Here is a 17,842-nt window from a genome sequence, read left to right on the forward strand (position 1 = left end):
GACGAATACTGTATGAAGCTTGTTATCCCGCATCCGATGGGGTGGTGTCCAGGGGGCGTGCGGCACTTTCAGTCAGGAGCCGAAAATGGACCTGTACGAACACCAGGCAAGGGAACTCTTCGAGGAACACGGCATCTTGGTGCCGCGGGCCGAGGTGACGGACTCGCCCAAGGAGGCCCGTGAGATCGCACGCCGGCTCGGCGGCCGGGTCGTGGTGAAGGCTCAGGTGAAGACCGGTGGCCGGGGCAAGGCAGGCGGTGTGAAGCTCGCCGCCGACCCGGCCGCCGCGGAGCTCACCGCCCGTCAGATCCTCGGTATGGACATCAAGGGCCACCGGGTCGGCACGGTGATGCTGGCCCAGCCCGTGGACATCGAGACCGAGTTCTACGTGTCCTATGTACTCGACCGCGCGGCGGGCCGCTTCCTCGCGATCGCCTCGGCCGAAGGCGGCATGGAGATCGAGGAGGTCGCCGCCACCCGCCCCGACGCCGTGGCCCGCGTCCCCGTCGACCCCGCCGAGGGCGTCACCTCCGCGAAGGCGGGCGAGATCGCCGAGGCGGCCGGACTGCCGCCGCAGACCGTCGACGTCCTCGTGCGGCTCTGGCAGGTCCTCGTCCGCGAGGACGCCCTCCTCGTCGAGGTGAATCCCCTCGTCCGCACCCGGCAGGGACAGATCCTCGCCCTCGACGGCAAGGTCACCCTCGACGACAACGCCCGCTTCCGGCAGGCGCGCTGGGGCGCGGACGACACCGGCCACGACGACGCGCTGGAGGCGGCGGCTGCCGCCAAGGGCCTCAACTACGTCAAGCTCGACGGCGAGGTCGGCATCATCGGAAACGGAGCCGGACTCGTCATGTCGACCCTGGACGTGGTCGCGGGCTGCGGCGCGCGCCCCGCCAACTTCCTCGACATCGGCGGCGGAGCGAGCGCCCGGATCATGGCGGACGGACTGTCGGTCATCCTCTCCGACCCGGCCGTGAAGTCCGTCTTCGTCAACGTCTTCGGCGGGATCACCGCCTGCGACGCCGTCGCCGACGGCATCGTCCAGGCCCTGGACACCGTCCGTCTGACCAAGCCGCTCGTCGTGCGCCTCGACGGCAACAACGCGCCCCGGGGCCGCGCCATCCTCGACGAGCACGCGCATCCGCTGGTCCAGCAGGTCACCACCATGGACGGCGCCGCCCGCCGTGCCGCCGAACTCGCCACCACAGCCTGAGGGGACGTCATGGCCATTTACCTCACCAAGGAGAGCAAGGTCCTCGTCCAGGGCATGACCGGCAGCGAGGGCATGAAGCACACCCGGCGCATGCTGGCGGCCGGCACGAACGTCGTCGGCGGCGTCAACCCGCGCAAGGCTGGCCGCACCGTCGACTTCGACGACCGAGCCGTGCCCGTCTTCGGCACGGTCGCCGACGGAATGCGCGCGACCGGGGCGGACGTCACCGTCGTCTTCGTGCCGCCCGCCTTCGCCAAGGCGGCCGTCCTCGAAGCCGCCGACGCCGGCATCGGCCTCGCGGTCGTCATCACCGAGGGCATCCCCGTCCACGACTCCGTCGCCTTCACCACGTACGCCGGCCAGAAGGGCACCCGGGTCGTCGGCCCCAACTGCCCGGGCCTGATCACCCCCGGCCAGTCCAACGCGGGCATCATCCCGGCCGACATCACCAAACCGGGCCGCATCGGCCTGGTCTCCAAATCGGGCACGCTGACGTACCAGCTCATGTACGAGCTCCGCGACATCGGCTTCTCGACCTGCGTCGGCATCGGCGGCGACCCGGTCGTCGGCACCACGCACATCGACTGCCTCGCCGCCTTCCAGGACGACCCCGACACCGAACTCATCGTCCTCATCGGCGAGATCGGCGGTGACGCCGAGGAACGGGCGGCGGCGTACGTCCGCGAGCACGTCACCAAGCCGGTCGTCGGCTACATCGCCGGGTTCACCGCACCCGAGGGCAAGACCATGGGGCACGCGGGCGCCATCGTCTCCGGCTCCTCCGGCACCGCGCAGGCGAAGAAGGAGGCGCTGGAGGCGGCCGGGGTGAGCGTGGGCAGCACCCCGACCGAGACGGCGAAGCTCGTGCTCGCACGCCTCGAAGCGCGCCTCGGAGAACAACGGCAGTGAGCCAGGTCCCGCCCCCGACCGTGCAGCGAGAGCGGAGCAACCCGATGGCACCCACCCTCACTCTCAAATCCGGCACGACCTGGCCCGACGCGTGGCAGCGCTGCCAAGCCGCCGCGCCGGAGGCCTTCCGCGACGAGCGGATCCTCAACCTCTGGAACGCCGCCTGGCAGGCGGACGGCCGGGTCCTGCCCGCCGTCAGCCCCGTCGACGGCAGCCCGATCGCCGGTCCGCCGCGCCTGGACGGGGCCACCGCCCGCCGGGCCGTGCGCGCCGCCCTCGACCAGCACCGCGCCTGGCGTCACGTCCCCCTGCCGGAGCGCCGCGCCCGCGTCGCGGCCACCCTCGACGCCCTCGCCGAACACCGCCGGCTGCTCGCCCTCCTCCTCGTCTGGGAGATCGGCAAGCCCTGGCGGCTCGCCCTGGCGGACGTCGACCGCGCCATCGACGGGGTCCGCTGGTACGTCGACGGCATCGAGGAGATGCTCGCCGACCGGACCCCGCTGGACGGCCCGGTGTCCAACATCGCCAGCTGGAACTACCCGATGAGCGTGCTCGTTCACGCAGTGCTGGTCCAGGCACTGGCAGGCAACGCGGTCATCGCCAAGACCCCGACCGACGGCGGTGTCGCCTGCCTGACCCTGGCCTGCGCCCTCGCCGCCCGTGAGGGGATCCCCGTGACCCTCGTCAGCGGCAGCGGAGGCGAGCTGTCCCAGGCGCTGGTGCGGGCGCCCGAGATCGGCTGCGTCTCCTTCGTCGGCGGCCGCGACACCGGCGCCGCGGTGGCCACGGCCGTCGCCGACCTGGGCAAACGACACGTACTCGAACAGGAGGGACTCAACACCTGGGGCATCTGGAACTACTCGGACTGGGACGCGCTCACGGCGGTCATCCCCAAGCTCTTCGACTACGGCAAGCAGCGCTGCACGGCGTACCCGCGCTTCGTCGTCCAGCGGCACCTGTTCGACGCGTTCCTGGCGGCGTACCTCCCGGCGGTCCGCATGCTCAGGGTCGGACACCCGCTCGCCGTGGAGCAGCCGGACGACCCGTACCCCGAGCTGGACTTCGGGCCGGTCATCAACGCGGCCAAGGCCAAGGAACTCCAGGACCAGGTCGCCGAGGCGATCGAGCGCGGCGCGGTACCGCTGCACCGCGGCAGTCCGTCCGACGCCCGTTTCCTGCCCGGCCAGGACACCTCGGCCTACGTCCAGCCGGTCACGCTCCTCAACCCGCCCCCGTCCTCTCCGCTGCACCACGCGGAGCCGTTCGGCCCGGTCGACACCATCGTCCTGGTCGACACGGAGGCGGAGCTGCTGGCCGCGATGAACGCCTCGAACGGCGCGCTCGTGGCCACGCTGTCCACGGACGACCGGGCGACCTACGAGCGACTCGCCCCGCAGATCCGCGCGTTCAAGACCGGCCACGGCCGGCCCCGTTCCCGCGGCGACCGTGACGAACTGTTCGGCGGGCTCGGCGCGTCCTGGCACGGCGCGTTCGTCGGCGGCGAACTGCTGGTGCGCGCGGTGACACGGGGACCGGCGGGGGAGCGGCTGCCGGGCAACTTCCCGGAGTACCAGCTGCTGCCCTGAGGGCGGGCCGTCGCGGCCGACGCCGGGTCGCCACGCGGGTGCCGCGCGGGGTTTCGGCGTCGGTCGACGACGGGCGGTGAAACTGGCGCGTCCTGAAATCCGTATCGGCGGCGGACGTCGCCGAGGCGCCGGTCAGCCGATGCCCTGCCGGTCCGGGCGCAGGGCGAACGCGCGGTCCGCGGGGGCCGGCCCGGACCGGTCCACCGCCTGCCGGAGCAGCGCGCGGTGGCGGAGCAGCGGCTCCCGCCGCTCCGGCGGCACGAGCAGGAGCAGGTCGTCCAGCCCGGCCAGCATGCGCCGCGAAACCTGCGGGCTTCCCACGGCGCACCCCCGTACCTCGGTGAACCCCAGATCCACCAGCTCGGTCCACCCCGGCACGGGCTGCACCAGCCGCACCGTCCCGCCCCGGTCCCGGTGCAGGGCGGCGTCGAGCGGTCGCCGGCTGAGCGCGGCCAGGAACTGGACGATCCGGTCCAGCGCCTGGACGGCGGTCGTCGGATCGTTGATCGCGGACGACAGGGCGCGCAGCGCGATGTCGGACAACTGGCGCAGGCCGAAGCCGAGATCCTGGTGGTAGGTCCGCTCCACCCCCACCGAGATCGTGTAGCGCAGCGCCCTGCGGGACGGGGCCGGCCCGCCGTGGACCGCCAGCACGGGCGTGCCGGGCACCACGAAGTCGCCGATCCGCGGGATCAGCCGCAGCACGACCCCGTGTTTGCGTGCCACCCGCACCAGCCGCGTGATGTGCACGTCCCGCAGCACCCCCGCCCGGCCCTCGTGCGGCACCCACGCGGTCGCGGAACCCAGGCGGGCGGCGTCCGCCCCGGGTTGTCCGCCCGTCGGCACGGGCATCGAGGCGGCCACCCGGAACGATTCCGTGGCGATCCGCGCGATCACATGGCTGATTCTCATCAGCCGCAGGGTGGTGTTCACGTAGAGCACGAACAGCAGCAGGCTCAGCGCGACCATGCCGAGGGTGAGGACCGACTGCACCAGGGGCACCGTGGTGACGGCACGCGGATCGTCGGCGGTGTCGAAGGAGGTCAGGACGAGCAGGGTCAGCACGAAGGTCGCCAGGAAGACGGCGAAGGTCGCCTTGGTGATCCGGCTCCGGACGAAGAGCCGCACCACGCGCGGCGTGAACTGCCCGCTCGCCATCTGCACGGCCACCAGCGAGATGCTGAAGACCACGCCGATGAAGGTCATCATCGCCGAGCCGACCGCGCTCACCACGGCCTTCGCGTCCTGAGCGAACCGCAGCAGTTCGTCGAGCGTGTCGTAGTCGCGGTCGTCCTGGAGCGCGTCGACGATGGCCGTGTCCAGCGCCTGGGCCCCCGCCCAGACCACGAAGACGCCCACCATCGCCGCGGTCGGGGCGAACCAGAACGTGTCCCGCAGGTGCTCCCTGAGCGGCGACAGCGCACGGGAGCGACGCCGCACGGTGGAGCTCCGCGTAACCATCCAGTCACTCATGGTGTGACCCTAGGCGCATCGGGGCGCGAGGTCCCGGACCCCCGCCCTGGGGAAGGAAACGCAGGTGAAAGGCACTGCGAAACCTTGGTATGGTTGTCCATGTCGCCGCCGGGCAGAGCCCTGGCAAGGCGGCAGACACCTGGTCCGGGTGGCGGAATGGCAGACGCGCTAGCTTGAGGTGCTAGTGCCCTTTATCGGGCGTGGGGGTTCAAGTCCCCCCTCGGACACTTGCTTCGGTGCACGACTTCGGTGCACGAGAGGTGCCGGCCAGTTCTGGTCGGCACCTTTTCTGTGTTCCTGGGGTGCCGCGACTCTCCGCGGGCGCTGGGTGGGGCGGCCCCCTCAGACCCGGTAGCCCCGCAGTTTGCGGTACAGCGTCGCCCGGCCGATCCCCAGCGCGGCCGCCGCCCGGGCCTTGTTGCCACCGTGCAGGCGCAGAGCTTCGAGGATCGCGGCGCGCTCGGCGTGCTCCATCGGGCTGAGAGGGCGCACGGCCGGGCCTTCCCGCACGGCGTCCGGCAGCTCCGCCCGGCGGACCGGCCCCGACATCCGGCGGTGCTCCGCGAGGGCCCGGACGACGTGGGCCAGCTCGGTGACGTTCCCGGGCCACGGGTACCGCTCCAGCGCACGCAGGGCGTCCAGTGTCCAGGTCAGCGGCGGCTGCCCGGGGGCCGGCCGGGGCGCCAGGGCGGGCAGCAGCTCCCGTATGTCCTCGGTGCGTTCCCGCAGCGGGGGCAGGGTCACCGAGCGGGCGGACAGTTTGTCCAGCAGACGCTGGAGACAGGGGCCGACCGGCGCGCCGGGCGTGTAGGTGACCAGCAGCCGGGTGTCCGGGTGGGTGTCGAGCAGGGAGTTGAGCGCGGCCACGCCGGGCTGCGCGAGACGCTCGGCGTGCCGGAGCAGCAGCGGGCGATCGGCCGGCCAGGGGGTGGGCAGGGCCTGTGCCAGCCCGGCGTCCCGAGCGGCGTCCGCCTCCTGGACGGGGCCCGGCCCCAGCAGTTCCCGGGCCAGGGCGGACTTTCCCGCGCCCCGCTCGCCGATCAGCAGCAGCGGCCGGCGGGAGCGCGCCAGCTCGGCCGCACGCGCGACGACGTGGCGCCACGGGACCGAGGAGCCGGTCAGAGCGACCGATGGCGCGGGCGAGCCCGGCACCGGGAGCGGCGCAGCGTCGAGCGGTTCCAGGACGGCGACGACTCCCACGACCGTGCCGTCCAGACGCACCGGGGTGATCCGTGCGGTGCACCCGGCCCCCTCCGGCAACTCCACGGGCCCGGACACCACCGCCGCCTCGGGCGACGCCGCTGGATCCGTACCGTCCGCGTGCCGCGCGCTGACCGCCGTACGCTCCAGCGCCGCCAGCACCTCCGGCGTCAGCAATCGTTGCGCCGCAGCGCTGATCAGCCGGTTGCGACCGTCGAGGGCGGCCACGGCCCGATCCTGCCCGGCCCGCAGATACGCGTCCAGCAACACCCGCTCGACCCGCCCCGCCCGCGCCCGCAGCTCCGTGTCGACGGCAGTGGCCGCCGCCTCGGCCAGGGCCGCCTGCGGATGCGGCGAACGTACGGCGCACAACCGCGACGCGACGGTCAGCGTGCCGACGACCCGGCCGCCCTCCGGGTCGAAAACCGGGACGCTCACGGCGGACACCTCCTGCCACCGGTCGAGGTAGTGCTCGGGCCCGTGCACCTCGGCCCGGCGCCGGGTGCGCAGGGCGAGAGCCGCACTGTTGTTGCCGACCTCCTGCTCCGACAGCACGGGGCACGGATCGAGCCCGGGTACGCCCCCCGCGCTCCACAGCACACGCAGCCGCTCGTCGGTCAGGACGAGGAGGGACCGGTCCGTGTCCAGGGCCGGGACGATCCGGTCGAGCACCGGCCGGGCGGCACCGAGCAGCGCCGAGTCCACCGGCCGGGAGGGAGCGACGGCCGGCTCCTTCAAGTCGTGCGGCACACCGAAGAACCGCGCTCGCCGCCACGCCGCGACGACCTCCTCCGGAACACCGCCGGGCAGCGGACCCCCCGACAGGAACCGCTTGCGGGCGAGACGCAGCGAGGGCCGGGCGGTGGCTGCGGGAGAAGGCTCGGTCGTGGTCACGGCATGCAACACCGTAGCGGGTGCGGTTGAACGGGCAACAACGGGAGACGACGGGCAACAACGGGTGTCTCGTAATGAGACACCCGCGCCCACCCGAACCGCTCCATGATCATGGACGCTCGATGTCCGCCCCGTACCCCCGCAGGAGCGCCCCGTGTCCACCGTCGTCGAGACCGACGTCCTGATCGTGGGCAGCGGCCCCGCCGGTGCCTCGGCCGCGCTCGCCCTGAGCACCTACGGCGTGCCGAACATCGTCGTGACCCGCTACGCGAGCCTCGCCGACACGCCCCGCGCGCACATCACCAACCAGCGCACCATGGAGGTGCTGCGCGACCTCGGCGTGGAACAGGAGGTCGTCGCGCAGGCCACCCCGCAGCACCTGATGGGCAACACCACGTTCTGCACCAGCCTGGCGGGCGAGGAACTGGGCCGGGTGCGCTCCTGGGGCAACGACCCGCTCGTACAGGCGGAACACGAACTCGCCAGCCCCACCCGCATGTGCGACATGCCACAGCACCTCATGGAGCCGGTCCTCGTGAACGCGGCCGTCGCCCGCGGCACCCGGCTCCGCTTCCAGAACGAGTACCTCTCCCACACCCAGGACGCCGACGGCGTCACGGCCACCGTCCGCGACCGGCTGCGCGGGGACACGTACGAGATCCGCGCCAAGTACCTGATCGGCGCCGACGGCGGACGCTCCAGGGTCGCCGCGGACGCCGGGCTGCCGATGGGCGGCCAGATGGGCGTGGCCGGCAGCATCAACATCGTCTTCGAGGCGGACCTGACCCAGTACACCGCCCACCGCCCGGCCACGCTGTACTGGGTCCTCGCACCCGGCGCGACGGTCGGCGGCATCGGCGCCGGCCTGGTGCGCTGTGTCCGCCCCTGGACCGAGTGGCTGATCGTGTGGGGCTACGACGTCACCGCGGGCGCCCCGGACCTGACCACCGAGTACGCCGAATCCGTCGTACGCAAGCTCGTCGGCGACGACGACATCCCCGTGACCGTCAAGTCGTCCTCCGCCTGGACCGTCAACGAGATGTACGCGGAGAGCTACGCGAACGGCCGCGTCTTCTGCGCCGGCGACGCCGTGCACCGGCACCCCCCGTCCAACGGCCTCGGCTCCAACACCTCCATCCAGGACGCCTACAACCTGGCCTGGAAGCTCAAGCTCGTCCTCGACGGCACCGCCCACCCCAGGCTGCTCGACAGCTACACCGCCGAGCGCGCGCCCATCGGCCGGCAGATCGTCACCCGCGCCAACCGGTCCATCCGCGAGACCGCCCCGGTCTTCGAGGCCCTCGACGGGCTCGCCCCGCAGACCCCCGAGCAGCTCTGGGCGAACATCGCCGCCCGCAAGGACGCCACCGCGGCCGCCGAGAAACAGCGCGCCGAGCTGCGGGAGGCGATCGCCTTCAAGGCGTACGAGTTCAACGCGCACGGCGTCGACCTCAACCAGCGCTATCCCGCCGAAAGCTCAGCCGCGATCGTCCCGGACGGCACGCCCGACCCCGGCTTCCCCCGCGACCCCGAGCTGCACCACCAGCCGTCCTCCCGCCCAGGCGCCCGGCTCCCGCACGCCTGGATCACCTCCGGCTCCCGCATGCTCTCCACCCTCGACACGGTCGGCCGGGGCCGCTTCACCCTGCTGACCGGCATCGGGGGAGAGGACTGGGTGCGGGCGGCCGGGGCCCAGGAGGTGGAGATCGCCACCGTGGTGATCGGGCCCGGGCGGGAGTACGAGGACCCGTACGGGGACTGGGCGCGCCTGAGCGAGATCTCCGACGGGGGTGCCCTGCTCGTGCGCCCCGACGGTTTCGTCGCCTTCCGGCACGCGTCCGCCGCACCGGACGCCGGCGAACTGCTCGCGGACGCGTTGCGGACCATCCTCGGCCACGCCTGAGCGCGCAATCATGGAAGCAACGGAACCGCTGGAAGCAACGGAACCGCTGGAAGCGACGGAACCACTGGAAGCGACGGACGTCGACGACGAGGAGCCGGGATGACCACCGAAGCGACCGGGGCCGGCGTCACCGAGCAGGCCCTCACCAGTCTCCGTGGGACCACCGACCCACGGCTGCGCGAGCTGCTCACCGGCCTCGTCCGCCATCTGCACGACTTCGCGCGCGAGACCCGGCTGACCCAGGAGGAATGGGAGCGGGCGATCGCCTTTCTGACGGCGACCGGGCAGGCCTGCACCGATACCCGGCAGGAGTTCATTCTGCTGTCGGACGTGCTCGGGCTGTCGATGCTCGTGGAGACCGTCAACGGCCACCGCGCGCCCGGCGCCACCGAGTCGACCGTGCTCGGCCCCTTCCACATGACCGAGTCGCCGGTCCGCGCCCTCGGCGACGACATCGACCTCGTGGGCGGCGGCGAACCGTGCGTGGTCAGCGGCCGGGTGCTGTCCGAGGACGGCACCCCGCTGCCCGGCGCCCTCGTCGACGTCTGGCAGGCCGACGACAAGGGCTTCTACGACGTCCAGCAGCCCGGCGCCCAGCCGGCCGGCAACGGACGCGGGCTGTTCACCGCCGGCACCGAGGGCCGCTTCTGGTTCCGCACCTGTGTCCCGGCGCCGTATCCGATCCCCACCGACGGCCCCGTGGGCGGGCTGCTGCGGGCGACCGGGCGGCACCCCTATCGCCCCGCGCACATCCACTTCATCGCCACGGCCGAGGGACACACGCCCGTCACCACGCACATCTTCGTGGCCGGCGGCGACTACCTCGACTCCGACGCGGTGTTCGCCGTGAAGGAGAGCCTGGTCCAGGACTTCGCGGAGACCGACGACCCGTCCCTCGCCCGGGAGTTCGGCGTGCCGAACCCCTTGCGGCATGCCCGCTTCGACCTCGTACTGGAGCGTGCGTCATGACGTTCCAAAGCGACTTCTCGTACGAGACCCGGCCCGTGAGGGTCGTCTTCCGGCCCGGCGCGGCCGTCACCGCGACCCCGGGCGAGGCCGCACGCCTGGGCCTGCGGCGGCTGCTCGTGGTCTGCGGCAGCCGGGGTGAAACCGTCGCCCGGACGGTCGCGGACGCGCTCGGCGACACCTGCGTGGGAGTGCACGACGAGGCCCGGATGCACGTACCCGTCGAGGACGCCGACCGGGCCGTCGCGGCGGTGCGGGCGGCCGGGGCGGACGGCTGCGTCGCGGTCGGCGGCGGCTCCGCGATCGGGCTCGGCAAGGCGATCGCCCTGCGCACCGGACTGCCGCTGATCGCCGTGCCCTCGACCTACTCGGGTTCCGAGATGACCCCCGTGTGGGGCCTGACCGAGCGCGGCGCCAAGCGCACCGGCCGCGACCCGGTCGTCCAGCCCCGCAGCGTCGTCTACGACCCCCGGCTCACCCTCTCCCTGCCCGTGCCGCTCACCGTGACCAGCGGCGTCAACGCGCTCGCGCACGCCGTCGAGGCGCTGTACGCCCCGGACAGGTCGCCCCTGGTCACGGTCATGGCCGAGGAGGGAGTGCGCGCCATGGCCGAGGCACTGCCGCGGCTGGCCGCCGACCCGAAGGACCTGGACGCGCGCAGCCGGGCGCTGTACGCGGCCTGGCTGTGCGGCTCGTGCCTCGGCTCGACCACGATGGGGTTGCACCACAAGGTGTGCCACGTACTGGGCGGCACGTTCGGACTGCCGCACGCCGAGACGCACACCGTCGTCCTGCCGTACGTCCTCGCCCACAACGCCCCCGCCGCCCCGCAGGCGCTGGCCGTACTGCGCCGGGCCCTCGGCGCCGACGACCCGCCCCGCGCCCTGTGGGAACTGGCCGGGAGCCTCGGAGCACCGCGCTCCCTCGCCGAACTGGGCCTCGCGGAAGGCGACGTGACACCGGCGGCGGACCGGGCCGCGGGCGAGCCGTACGCCAACCCGCGCGAGGTGACGCCGCAGGGGGTTCGGGGCGTACTGCGCGCGGCCTACGAAGGAGGCCCGCCTGAGCCAGGCCTGCGGACAGAAGGTGACCACACGCCCGCCTAGTACTCCAAGCCGTAGATCGTGATCTTCATGCTGAGTGGCTTGTTGCCGGTAGTGGCTGACCTGGGATCGGGCCTGGTGGCGGCGGGCCAGTCGGACCAACCGAGCCGGTGGGCTGTGTCGTGGACGGGTCGGACGACGAGGGTGATGAACAGGCGCTGGATCTCGTTGCAGGTGAGCGGAATGAGGGCATCGGGTGCGGGGCGGGTGTGCTCGTCTGCGCGTACGACGGCGAGGAAGGCGTGCGCGAGCATGGCGAGGGTGGCCCAGCGGGACCAGGAGGTATAGCGGCGGACCTGGTGCTCGTCGAGTGCGGCCAGGCCCTTGCCCGACTGGAAGAACTCCTCCACCCGCCATCTTGATCCAGCGACTTGGACCAGTACGGTCAGCGGCACGGACGCGGGCGAGTAGCAGCGGTAGTAGGCGAGTTCGCCGGTGCTGCGGTTACGGCGGATCAGTAGCTGACGACTCCCGGGGCAGGGGTCGGCGAGGTCGATGACTGCCCAGTTGTAGAAGCGGTGGCCCTTGGCCCCGGCCCCTGCGGAGAGCTTCTGCCAGGCCCGCTTGGGCACCTTCTTGGCTAAGATGTCCGCACGGAACTTCCCCGCTCCGGTGGTGACTTCGTGCGAGCGGGCCACCGCGAGGACGTAGCCGGTGCCGCGTTCCTCCAGTGCGGTTCGCAGCTTGAGGTTGCCGCCGTAGATCTCGTCGCCGGCAACCCATGCGGCCTGGTGGCCGGCGTCCGGGAACCGGGCAACCATACGAGTGGCCAGTACCGGCTTGGTGGCGAAGGCGGTGTCCTGGTCGAGTCCGGCATCCCGGCAGCGGTCAGGGTCGGAGGTCCATGAACGCGGGACGTACAGTTCCCCGTCCACTGCCGCGTGACGCGCCGGCCGGCGTAGACCAGGTAGACGGCGACCTGGGCATTTTCGATCCTGCCCGCGGGTGCCGGTGTACTGGCGCTGGACGCCGACCGTGTCGGTGCCCTTCTTCACGTCCCCGGTCTCGTCAACCACCAGTCCCGCCTGGTCGTCGTGCAGGTGGTCCACCACGTAGTCACACACATCGTCGCGGACCCGGTCGGCGTCCCACTTGGCCCGCCCCAGCAGATGCTGCATGCCGTCCGGGGTCCTCTCCCCGGCCCATTCGGCGATGGTCCAGCAGTTCTTGCGCGGCAGGTCCGACAGCAGCCCGAGCACCAACTGCCGTGCCCGGCGCCGGGGTTCGACCCGCGTGAACCGTCCAGCTATCCGGCTCATCAGGCCCTCGAACGCCTCCTGCCAGCGGGCAGGGTCTACGCTGTGACCTGCGGCCACCGCGTGATCGTTTGTCTTCACACACCGATGATCAACGGGTGGCCGCACCCGTCTCCACAGCGCGTCAGGGTCGCGCAGCGGCCGCCCGCCGTTCTTGTGTCAGGAGGACATGTGCAACGTGGCGAAGTCTGGTGGGTGGAGTTCGACGAGCGGCGGCCGGTCGTACTGCTGTCGGGAGACGACGCGTCCGGGATCCGGGTAATGCAGGTCGTTGCTCCAGCGGGTGTCGACATCACCGGCCTGGGCGTCGAAGTGGCAGTAGGCGCCGTGGAAGGACTGCCCTTTGAAGGGGTGCTGCGGTTCGCGTTCCCGCGTCCGGGCTTTACCCCTTGCACGTGGCTGACCACAGTGTCCCGGGACGACCTGATCGAGCGAGCGGGCGTTCTGTCCTCCGCGAAACTCAGCGAGATTGAGAACGCCCTCCGTCTCGGTGAGCAGGCGAAGGAGTGGACCCCGGCGACGACCGCGAAGCTCAGCGAGATAAGGAACGCCCTCCGTCTCGGTGGACTCGCGTAGGCGGAGAAGGAACGGACGCCCGCGACGGCGTGGTCGGTCTCGTCCAGATGATCGACGCTGCCACCTGCCTCCTCGGCGCCCCTCACGATCGAGATCACGAACTACGGCTGGAGTACTAGATGATCTGTTCCCAGGGGTGCCTGCGGAAGTGAGGACGAGAGTGTCCTGGATCGTTGTGTGGCGAACAGCCTGGTGCTTCCCGGGCGTGGCGGTGCCAGTGCAGGGGTTGTCCGAGCCGGACGGGGCGCGGGTGACCGCGGCGATGTGTTCCAGCTGTTCGATGCGCACGGCAGCTCTCGAGCGCCACTCGGCAGAATGCGGGTGATTCCAGAGCCCGTTCAAGGGTTTCCCTGTCGCACGTTCGTGAAATTCAATGGTCCGGGATACGAGACCGGTCGGGTATTCCTTGACGGCCCTCACCGCCGGCCGCCACCATCGACGACATGAAGATGCCACTGGACCTCACGCGGCGACGCCATGTCGACCTCGCGCGTGTCTCCAGCGCCTCTTGTTGCCGCGCGGTCTGATCCGCCCCCTTCCCGCGCACCCGCGCTGTCCCCCTGACCGGGGCAGCAGCCTGCGCGTGTCCCGTTACGCCGCCTGAATCCAGGCCGGAATCCAGCGACCGCCCCCTGTGTCCCGCGGTATTTCCCGCCCATTCCATTCGGCGTTCCCGAAAGCGCGCATTCCGCAACAGGAGTTCCGCATGCCCGCAGCCCCCCTGAAATTCGCCTATTGGGTCCCCAACGTCAGCGGCGGCCTGGTCACCAGCAGGATCGAGCAGCGCACCGACTGGGGATACGACTACAACCGTGAACTGGCCGTCCTCGCCGAGAACAACGGCTTTGACTACGCCCTCAGCCAGGTCCGCTACATGGCCAGCTACGGTGCCGAGTACCAGCATGAGTCGACCAGCTTCAGCCTCGCCCTGCTGCTCGCCACCGAGCGGCTGAAGGTCATCGCCGCCGTCCACCCCGGTCTGTGGCACCCGGGCGTGCTCGCGAAGCTGGGCGCCACCGCCGACCATCTGTCGAAGGGCCGCTTCGCCGTCAACGTCGTCTCCGGCTGGTTCAAGGGCGAGTTCACCGCCCTCGGTGAGCCCTGGCTGGAGCACGACGAGCGCTACCGCCGCTCCGAGGAGTTCATCCGAGCCCTGCGCCAGATCTGGACCGAGGACCACACCGAACTCGCCGGTGACTTCTACCGGTTGCGTGACTTCTCCCTCAAGCCCAAGCCCCTCAACACCCCCGAGCGCCCGCATCCGGAGATCTTCCAGGGCGGCAACTCCACCGCCGCCCGCGCCATGGCGGGCCGGGTCTCCGACTGGTACTTCTCCAACGGTAAGGACTTCGAGGGGGTGACCGAGCAGATCGCGGACGTCCGCAGGTCCGCGGCAGAAGCGGGCCGTACACCCCCGAAGTTCGGCCTCAACGGCTTCCTCATCGCCCGCGACAGCGAGGCCGAGGCCCGCGAGACCCTCCGCGAGATCGTCGCCCGGGCCGACTCCGAGGCCGTCGAGGGCTTCGGCGCCGCCGTCAAACAGGCCGGCCAGTCCACCGGCGACGGCAAGGGCATGTGGCAGGACTCCGGCTTCGAGGACCTGGTCCAGTACAACGACGGCTTCCGCACCGGCCTGATCGGCACCCCGGAGCAGATCGCCGAGCGGATCGTCGCCTACAAGAAGCTCGGCGTCGACCTCCTGCTCCTCGGCTTCCTGCACTACCACGAGGAGGTCGAGTACTTCGGCAAGCGGGTGCTGCCGCTCGTACGCGAGCTTGAGGCACAACTCCCCGAAGCAGAGCCCGAGTTCGCCGCATCCCACGCCTGACCGTCCGCGCCGCACCACGAAAGGTCCGACACCCATGAGCACCGTCACCCCCGCCGACTGGCAGACCCGTCCCGCCCCGAAGACCGCCGAGGACTGGATCGCGCGTGCCGCCGAGGTGGCCGCCGTCCTCGCCACCGACGCCGCCGCCCGCGACCGAGCGGGCGCCACCCCGTACGCCGAGGTCCAGCTCCTGAAGGACTCCGGTCTGGTCACTCTGCTCGGCCCCACGGAGCACGGCGGCGCGGGTCAGGACTGGCCGACCGCCTACCGGGTGGTCCGCGAGGTCGCCAAGGCCGACGGTTCCATCGGCCAGCTCCTCGGCTACCACTACCTGTGGAACTGGGCCGCTCGTCTGGTCGGCACCCGCGAGCAGTGGGAGCACGTCGAGGCGGAGGCCGCCCGCAACCGCTGGTTCTTCGGCGGGGCCGTCAACCCCCGCGACAAGGACGTGGTCGTCACCGAGGACGGCGACGACCTGGTCTTCACCGGTCGCAAAACCTTCTCCACCGGCAGCAAGGTCTCCGACGTCACCGTCCTGGAAGGCGTCCTGGAGGGCACCGACCAGCACGTCTTCGCCATCGTGCCGTCCGACAGCGAGGGCCTGACCTTCCACGACGACTGGGACAACATCGGCCAGCGGCTCACCGAGAGCGGCAGCGTCACGATCGACGGCGTCCGTACGCCCTGGTCCTCGGCGGCCGGATACGTCGACAAGCAGTTCCAGCCCCGCACCTACAACACGCTCAACGTCCCCACCATCCAGCTGGTCTTCGTCAACTTCTACCTCGGCATCGCGGGCGGCGCTCTGGAGACGGCCGCCACCTACACCCGGTCCAGGACGCGCCCCTGGCTGCACGGCGGCCACGACCGCGCGGTCGACGAGCCGTACGTCATCGACATCTACGGCGACCTCACCGCGAAGCTCTGGGCGGTGGAGGCCCTCGCCGACGCCGTCGCCGCCGAGGGGCAGAAGCTGCACGACGATCCCGACGCGGTCACCGAGCAGATCCGCGGCGACTTCGAGGTACGGGTGGCCGCCGTGAAGGCCCGCGCCACCGACGTCGCCCTGGAGATCTCCAACAAGATCTTCGAGGTGACCGGCGCCCGCTCCACCACCGCCGCCGAAGGCCTGGACCGCTTCTGGCGCAACGTGCGCACCCACACCCTGCACGACCCGGTCGCCTACAAGCGACGCGAGGTCGGCCGCTGGGTCCTCGAAGGGGAACTGCCCCAGCCCACCTGGTACTCCTGACCACCCGCCCCGGGGGCCCGTCATCCGCGGGCGCCCCGGGCCTCCCCGAAAAAGGCCCCATGGCCACCGGTGATCCCCCTCGACGTCCGCACCATCCCCGCCGAGGCGCTGCTCGGCGCCGACTTCCGGCACCCCGCGATCATCGAGGCCACCGAGCTCTTCGAGCGCGCCGACGGCGTCGTTATCGCCACCCCCGTCTACAAGGCGGCCTACTCCGGCGTCCTCAAGGCGCTCCTCGACCTGCTCCCGCAGTACGCCCTCGCCGGAAAGACCGTCCTGCCGCTGGCGACCGGCGGTACGACGGCCCACGTGCTGGCCATCGACTACGCCTGCGCCCGGTGCTCAGCTCGATGGGCGCGGCCCACATCGTGCAGGGCTGGTTCACCCTCGACAAGGACATCACCGCCCACGATGACGGCACCCTCACCGTCGCCCCGACCGCGATCCGGGCCCTCACCCAGGTTCTCGACCAGTTCTCGACTGCCCTGGGCCGCGCCCCCCTGCTGGCAGCGGCGGGCTGACACCGTGACCGCGAAAGTCATCGCCGGCGACACAGGCACTCCGTGGGCCGCCCAGCACGCGGACGTATTCAAGGGCTTCACGGGACAGTCCCGACTGTCTCGTATTGAGACACCTGTACCGAAGCCGGGCATGTCAAGATCGACAAGGGGGTGTGACCGCAGCAAGGTGCGGCCGTCGGCGTGCGCTGAATCGCTGCCCGTGTGGCCGCACACCCGAAGAAAGGTGACCACCATGGCCCTCGCACTGCTCCGGCGCCGGTGGCTCAAGAGCAACCCCGCCGCAGCGGCGGGCCTCGCCCTCCCCCTTCCCGACGGCGCCGGCGCCGTGGCCCGCGAGGTCGTCGACCCGATGGGCACGCCCCTGGCGGCCGCGGACGTCACCGTCACCGCCCTGGACACCCACCGGACGGCCGCCCGCGGGACGACCGACCCGTACGGCTACTACCTCGCGGCGCTGCCGCCCGGTCGTTACAGCCTGCTGATCTCGGCGCAGGGGCTGCGGCCGCACCGCGAGACGATCGAGGTCACCCCGGGCACCCCGACGCCCACCGAGCGGGTCTGGCTGCAGCCGGCCGAGGCCCTCCAACTGCCGACGCCCGGTACCTGGCTCTTCGACCCGCCGCACACCGCGATCCGGTTCATCGCCAAGCACGTCGGCATGGCCCATGTCCACGGCCGTTTCGAACGCTTCGAGGGCGGAATCCGGATCGCCCAGGACATGACCGACTCCCGGGTGCACGTCCGCATCGACGCCTCCAGCATCACCACCGGCAACACCACCCGCGACAACCACCTGCGGTCCGCCGACTTCCTGGACGTCGAACGCTTCCCGTACATCGACTTCACGAGCGCCCGCTTCGCCTACCGGGGCGGCAGCAAGTGGACGCTGCAGGGGTCCCTCACGATGCACGGCGTCAGTCGCTCGGTGGCCCTGGACACGACATACCTCGGCACCGTGAACGGCGGCTACGGCCAGGAGTTGCGCTGCGCGGCCCTGGCGACGGCGGAACTGCACCGGGAGGACTTCACGCTCAACTGGCGTTCCATGCTGGCCCGGGGCATCGCGGTGGTCGGTCCGACGGTCCAACTGGAGCTGGACGTCCAGGCGATGTACCGGACCCACGACACCCCGACCCCGCCGGAATAATCCCTGGCACGG

At 71.4% G+C, this 17,842-nt stretch carries 14 protein-coding genes, 1 tRNA gene and 1 pseudogene; 13 read left to right on the top strand and 3 right to left on the bottom strand.

Annotation, left to right across the window (positions count from 1 at the left end; all coding sequences use genetic code 11):
- Nucleotides 1-85 precede the first annotated feature (85 nt).
- The 3 genes from sucC to QF034_RS34375 are packed head-to-tail and all read left to right on the top strand — an operon-like array spanning nt 86 to nt 3,711.
- Entirely contained in the window at nt 86-1,216 is a 1,131-nt protein-coding gene (gene sucC / locus QF034_RS34365) for an ADP-forming succinate--CoA ligase subunit beta (protein ID WP_307178573.1), read from the top strand.
- Nucleotides 1,217-1,225: 9 nt separating this feature from the next.
- Nucleotides 1,226-2,125, top strand: coding sequence for a succinate--CoA ligase subunit alpha (gene sucD / locus QF034_RS34370; protein WP_307178574.1), 900 nt, complete (start codon nt 1,226-1,228; stop codon nt 2,123-2,125).
- A 44-nt stretch (nt 2,126-2,169) separates the two neighbouring features.
- Entirely contained in the window at nt 2,170-3,711 is a 1,542-nt protein-coding gene (locus QF034_RS34375) for an aldehyde dehydrogenase family protein (RefSeq protein ID WP_307178575.1), read from the top strand.
- A gap of 132 nt (nt 3,712-3,843) precedes the next feature.
- Here QF034_RS34375 and QF034_RS34380 read toward each other — a convergent pair whose 3' ends face one another.
- Nucleotides 3,844-5,184, bottom strand: coding sequence for a DUF2254 domain-containing protein (locus QF034_RS34380; RefSeq protein WP_307178576.1), 1,341 nt, complete (start codon nt 5,182-5,184; stop codon nt 3,844-3,846).
- A 142-nt stretch (nt 5,185-5,326) separates the two neighbouring features.
- Here QF034_RS34380 and QF034_RS34385 point away from each other — a divergent pair.
- A tRNA-Leu gene (locus QF034_RS34385) sits at nt 5,327-5,411 on the top strand.
- A 115-nt stretch (nt 5,412-5,526) separates the two neighbouring features.
- Here QF034_RS34385 and QF034_RS34390 read toward each other — a convergent pair.
- The gene (locus QF034_RS34390; protein WP_307178577.1) at nt 5,527-7,278 is read right to left on the bottom strand and encodes a sigma-54-dependent Fis family transcriptional regulator; all 1,752 of its coding nucleotides are present in this window, start codon (nt 7,276-7,278) and stop codon (nt 5,527-5,529) included.
- Between the two features lie 154 nt (nt 7,279-7,432).
- Between QF034_RS34390 and QF034_RS34395 the strand changes: the two genes are divergently transcribed.
- From QF034_RS34395 to QF034_RS34405, 3 genes are all read left to right on the top strand, one after another.
- A complete protein-coding gene (locus QF034_RS34395; RefSeq protein WP_307178578.1) occupies nt 7,433-9,181 on the top strand; it encodes an FAD-dependent oxidoreductase in 1,749 nt (582 codons plus the stop codon).
- 99 nt (nt 9,182-9,280) lie between these two features.
- Nucleotides 9,281-10,150 carry an intradiol ring-cleavage dioxygenase gene (locus tag QF034_RS34400; RefSeq protein WP_307178579.1) on the top strand — a complete coding sequence of 290 codons (870 nt, stop codon included), beginning with the start codon at nt 9,281-9,283 and terminating at the stop codon, nt 10,148-10,150.
- Nucleotides 10,147-11,253 (top strand): maleylacetate reductase, encoded by a 1,107-nt coding sequence (locus QF034_RS34405; protein WP_307178580.1) that lies wholly within the window; start codon nt 10,147-10,149, stop codon nt 11,251-11,253. Before QF034_RS34400 ends, QF034_RS34405 begins: the two co-directional genes overlap by 4 nt.
- Here QF034_RS34405 and QF034_RS34410 read toward each other — a convergent pair.
- The gene (locus QF034_RS34410) at nt 11,250-12,587 is read right to left on the bottom strand and encodes an IS701 family transposase (RefSeq protein WP_307178581.1); all 1,338 of its coding nucleotides are present in this window, start codon (nt 12,585-12,587) and stop codon (nt 11,250-11,252) included. The genes QF034_RS34405 and QF034_RS34410 overlap by 4 nt on opposite strands.
- A gap of 90 nt (nt 12,588-12,677) precedes the next feature.
- On the opposite strand from QF034_RS34410, the gene QF034_RS34415 reads away from it, so the two are divergent.
- From QF034_RS34415 to QF034_RS34435, 6 genes and pseudogenes are all read left to right on the top strand, one after another.
- The gene (locus QF034_RS34415) at nt 12,678-13,082 is read left to right on the top strand and encodes a type II toxin-antitoxin system PemK/MazF family toxin (RefSeq protein ID WP_307178582.1); all 405 of its coding nucleotides are present in this window, start codon (nt 12,678-12,680) and stop codon (nt 13,080-13,082) included.
- 449 nt (nt 13,083-13,531) lie between these two features.
- The gene (locus QF034_RS41620) at nt 13,532-13,609 is read left to right on the top strand and encodes a putative leader peptide (RefSeq protein WP_370880977.1); all 78 of its coding nucleotides are present in this window, start codon (nt 13,532-13,534) and stop codon (nt 13,607-13,609) included.
- 179 nt (nt 13,610-13,788) lie between these two features.
- A complete protein-coding gene (gene sfnG / locus QF034_RS34420) occupies nt 13,789-14,910 on the top strand; it encodes a dimethylsulfone monooxygenase SfnG (RefSeq protein WP_307178583.1) in 1,122 nt (373 codons plus the stop codon).
- Nucleotides 14,911-14,944: 34 nt separating this feature from the next.
- A complete protein-coding gene (locus tag QF034_RS34425; protein WP_307178584.1) occupies nt 14,945-16,162 on the top strand; it encodes an acyl-CoA dehydrogenase family protein in 1,218 nt (405 codons plus the stop codon).
- Nucleotides 16,163-16,231: 69 nt separating this feature from the next.
- Nucleotides 16,232-16,683: pseudogene (gene ssuE, locus QF034_RS34430) on the top strand (NADPH-dependent FMN reductase); the annotation flags it as partial.
- A 232-nt stretch (nt 16,684-16,915) separates the two neighbouring features.
- Entirely contained in the window at nt 16,916-17,830 is a 915-nt protein-coding gene (locus QF034_RS34435; protein WP_307178585.1) for a YceI family protein, read from the top strand.
- The last annotated feature ends 12 nt before the right edge of the window (nt 17,831-17,842 follow it).

Origin of the sequence: Streptomyces africanus, from assembly GCF_030816955.1 — a bacterium.
Taxonomy (GTDB): Bacteria; Actinomycetota; Actinomycetes; order Streptomycetales; family Streptomycetaceae; genus Streptomyces; species Streptomyces africanus.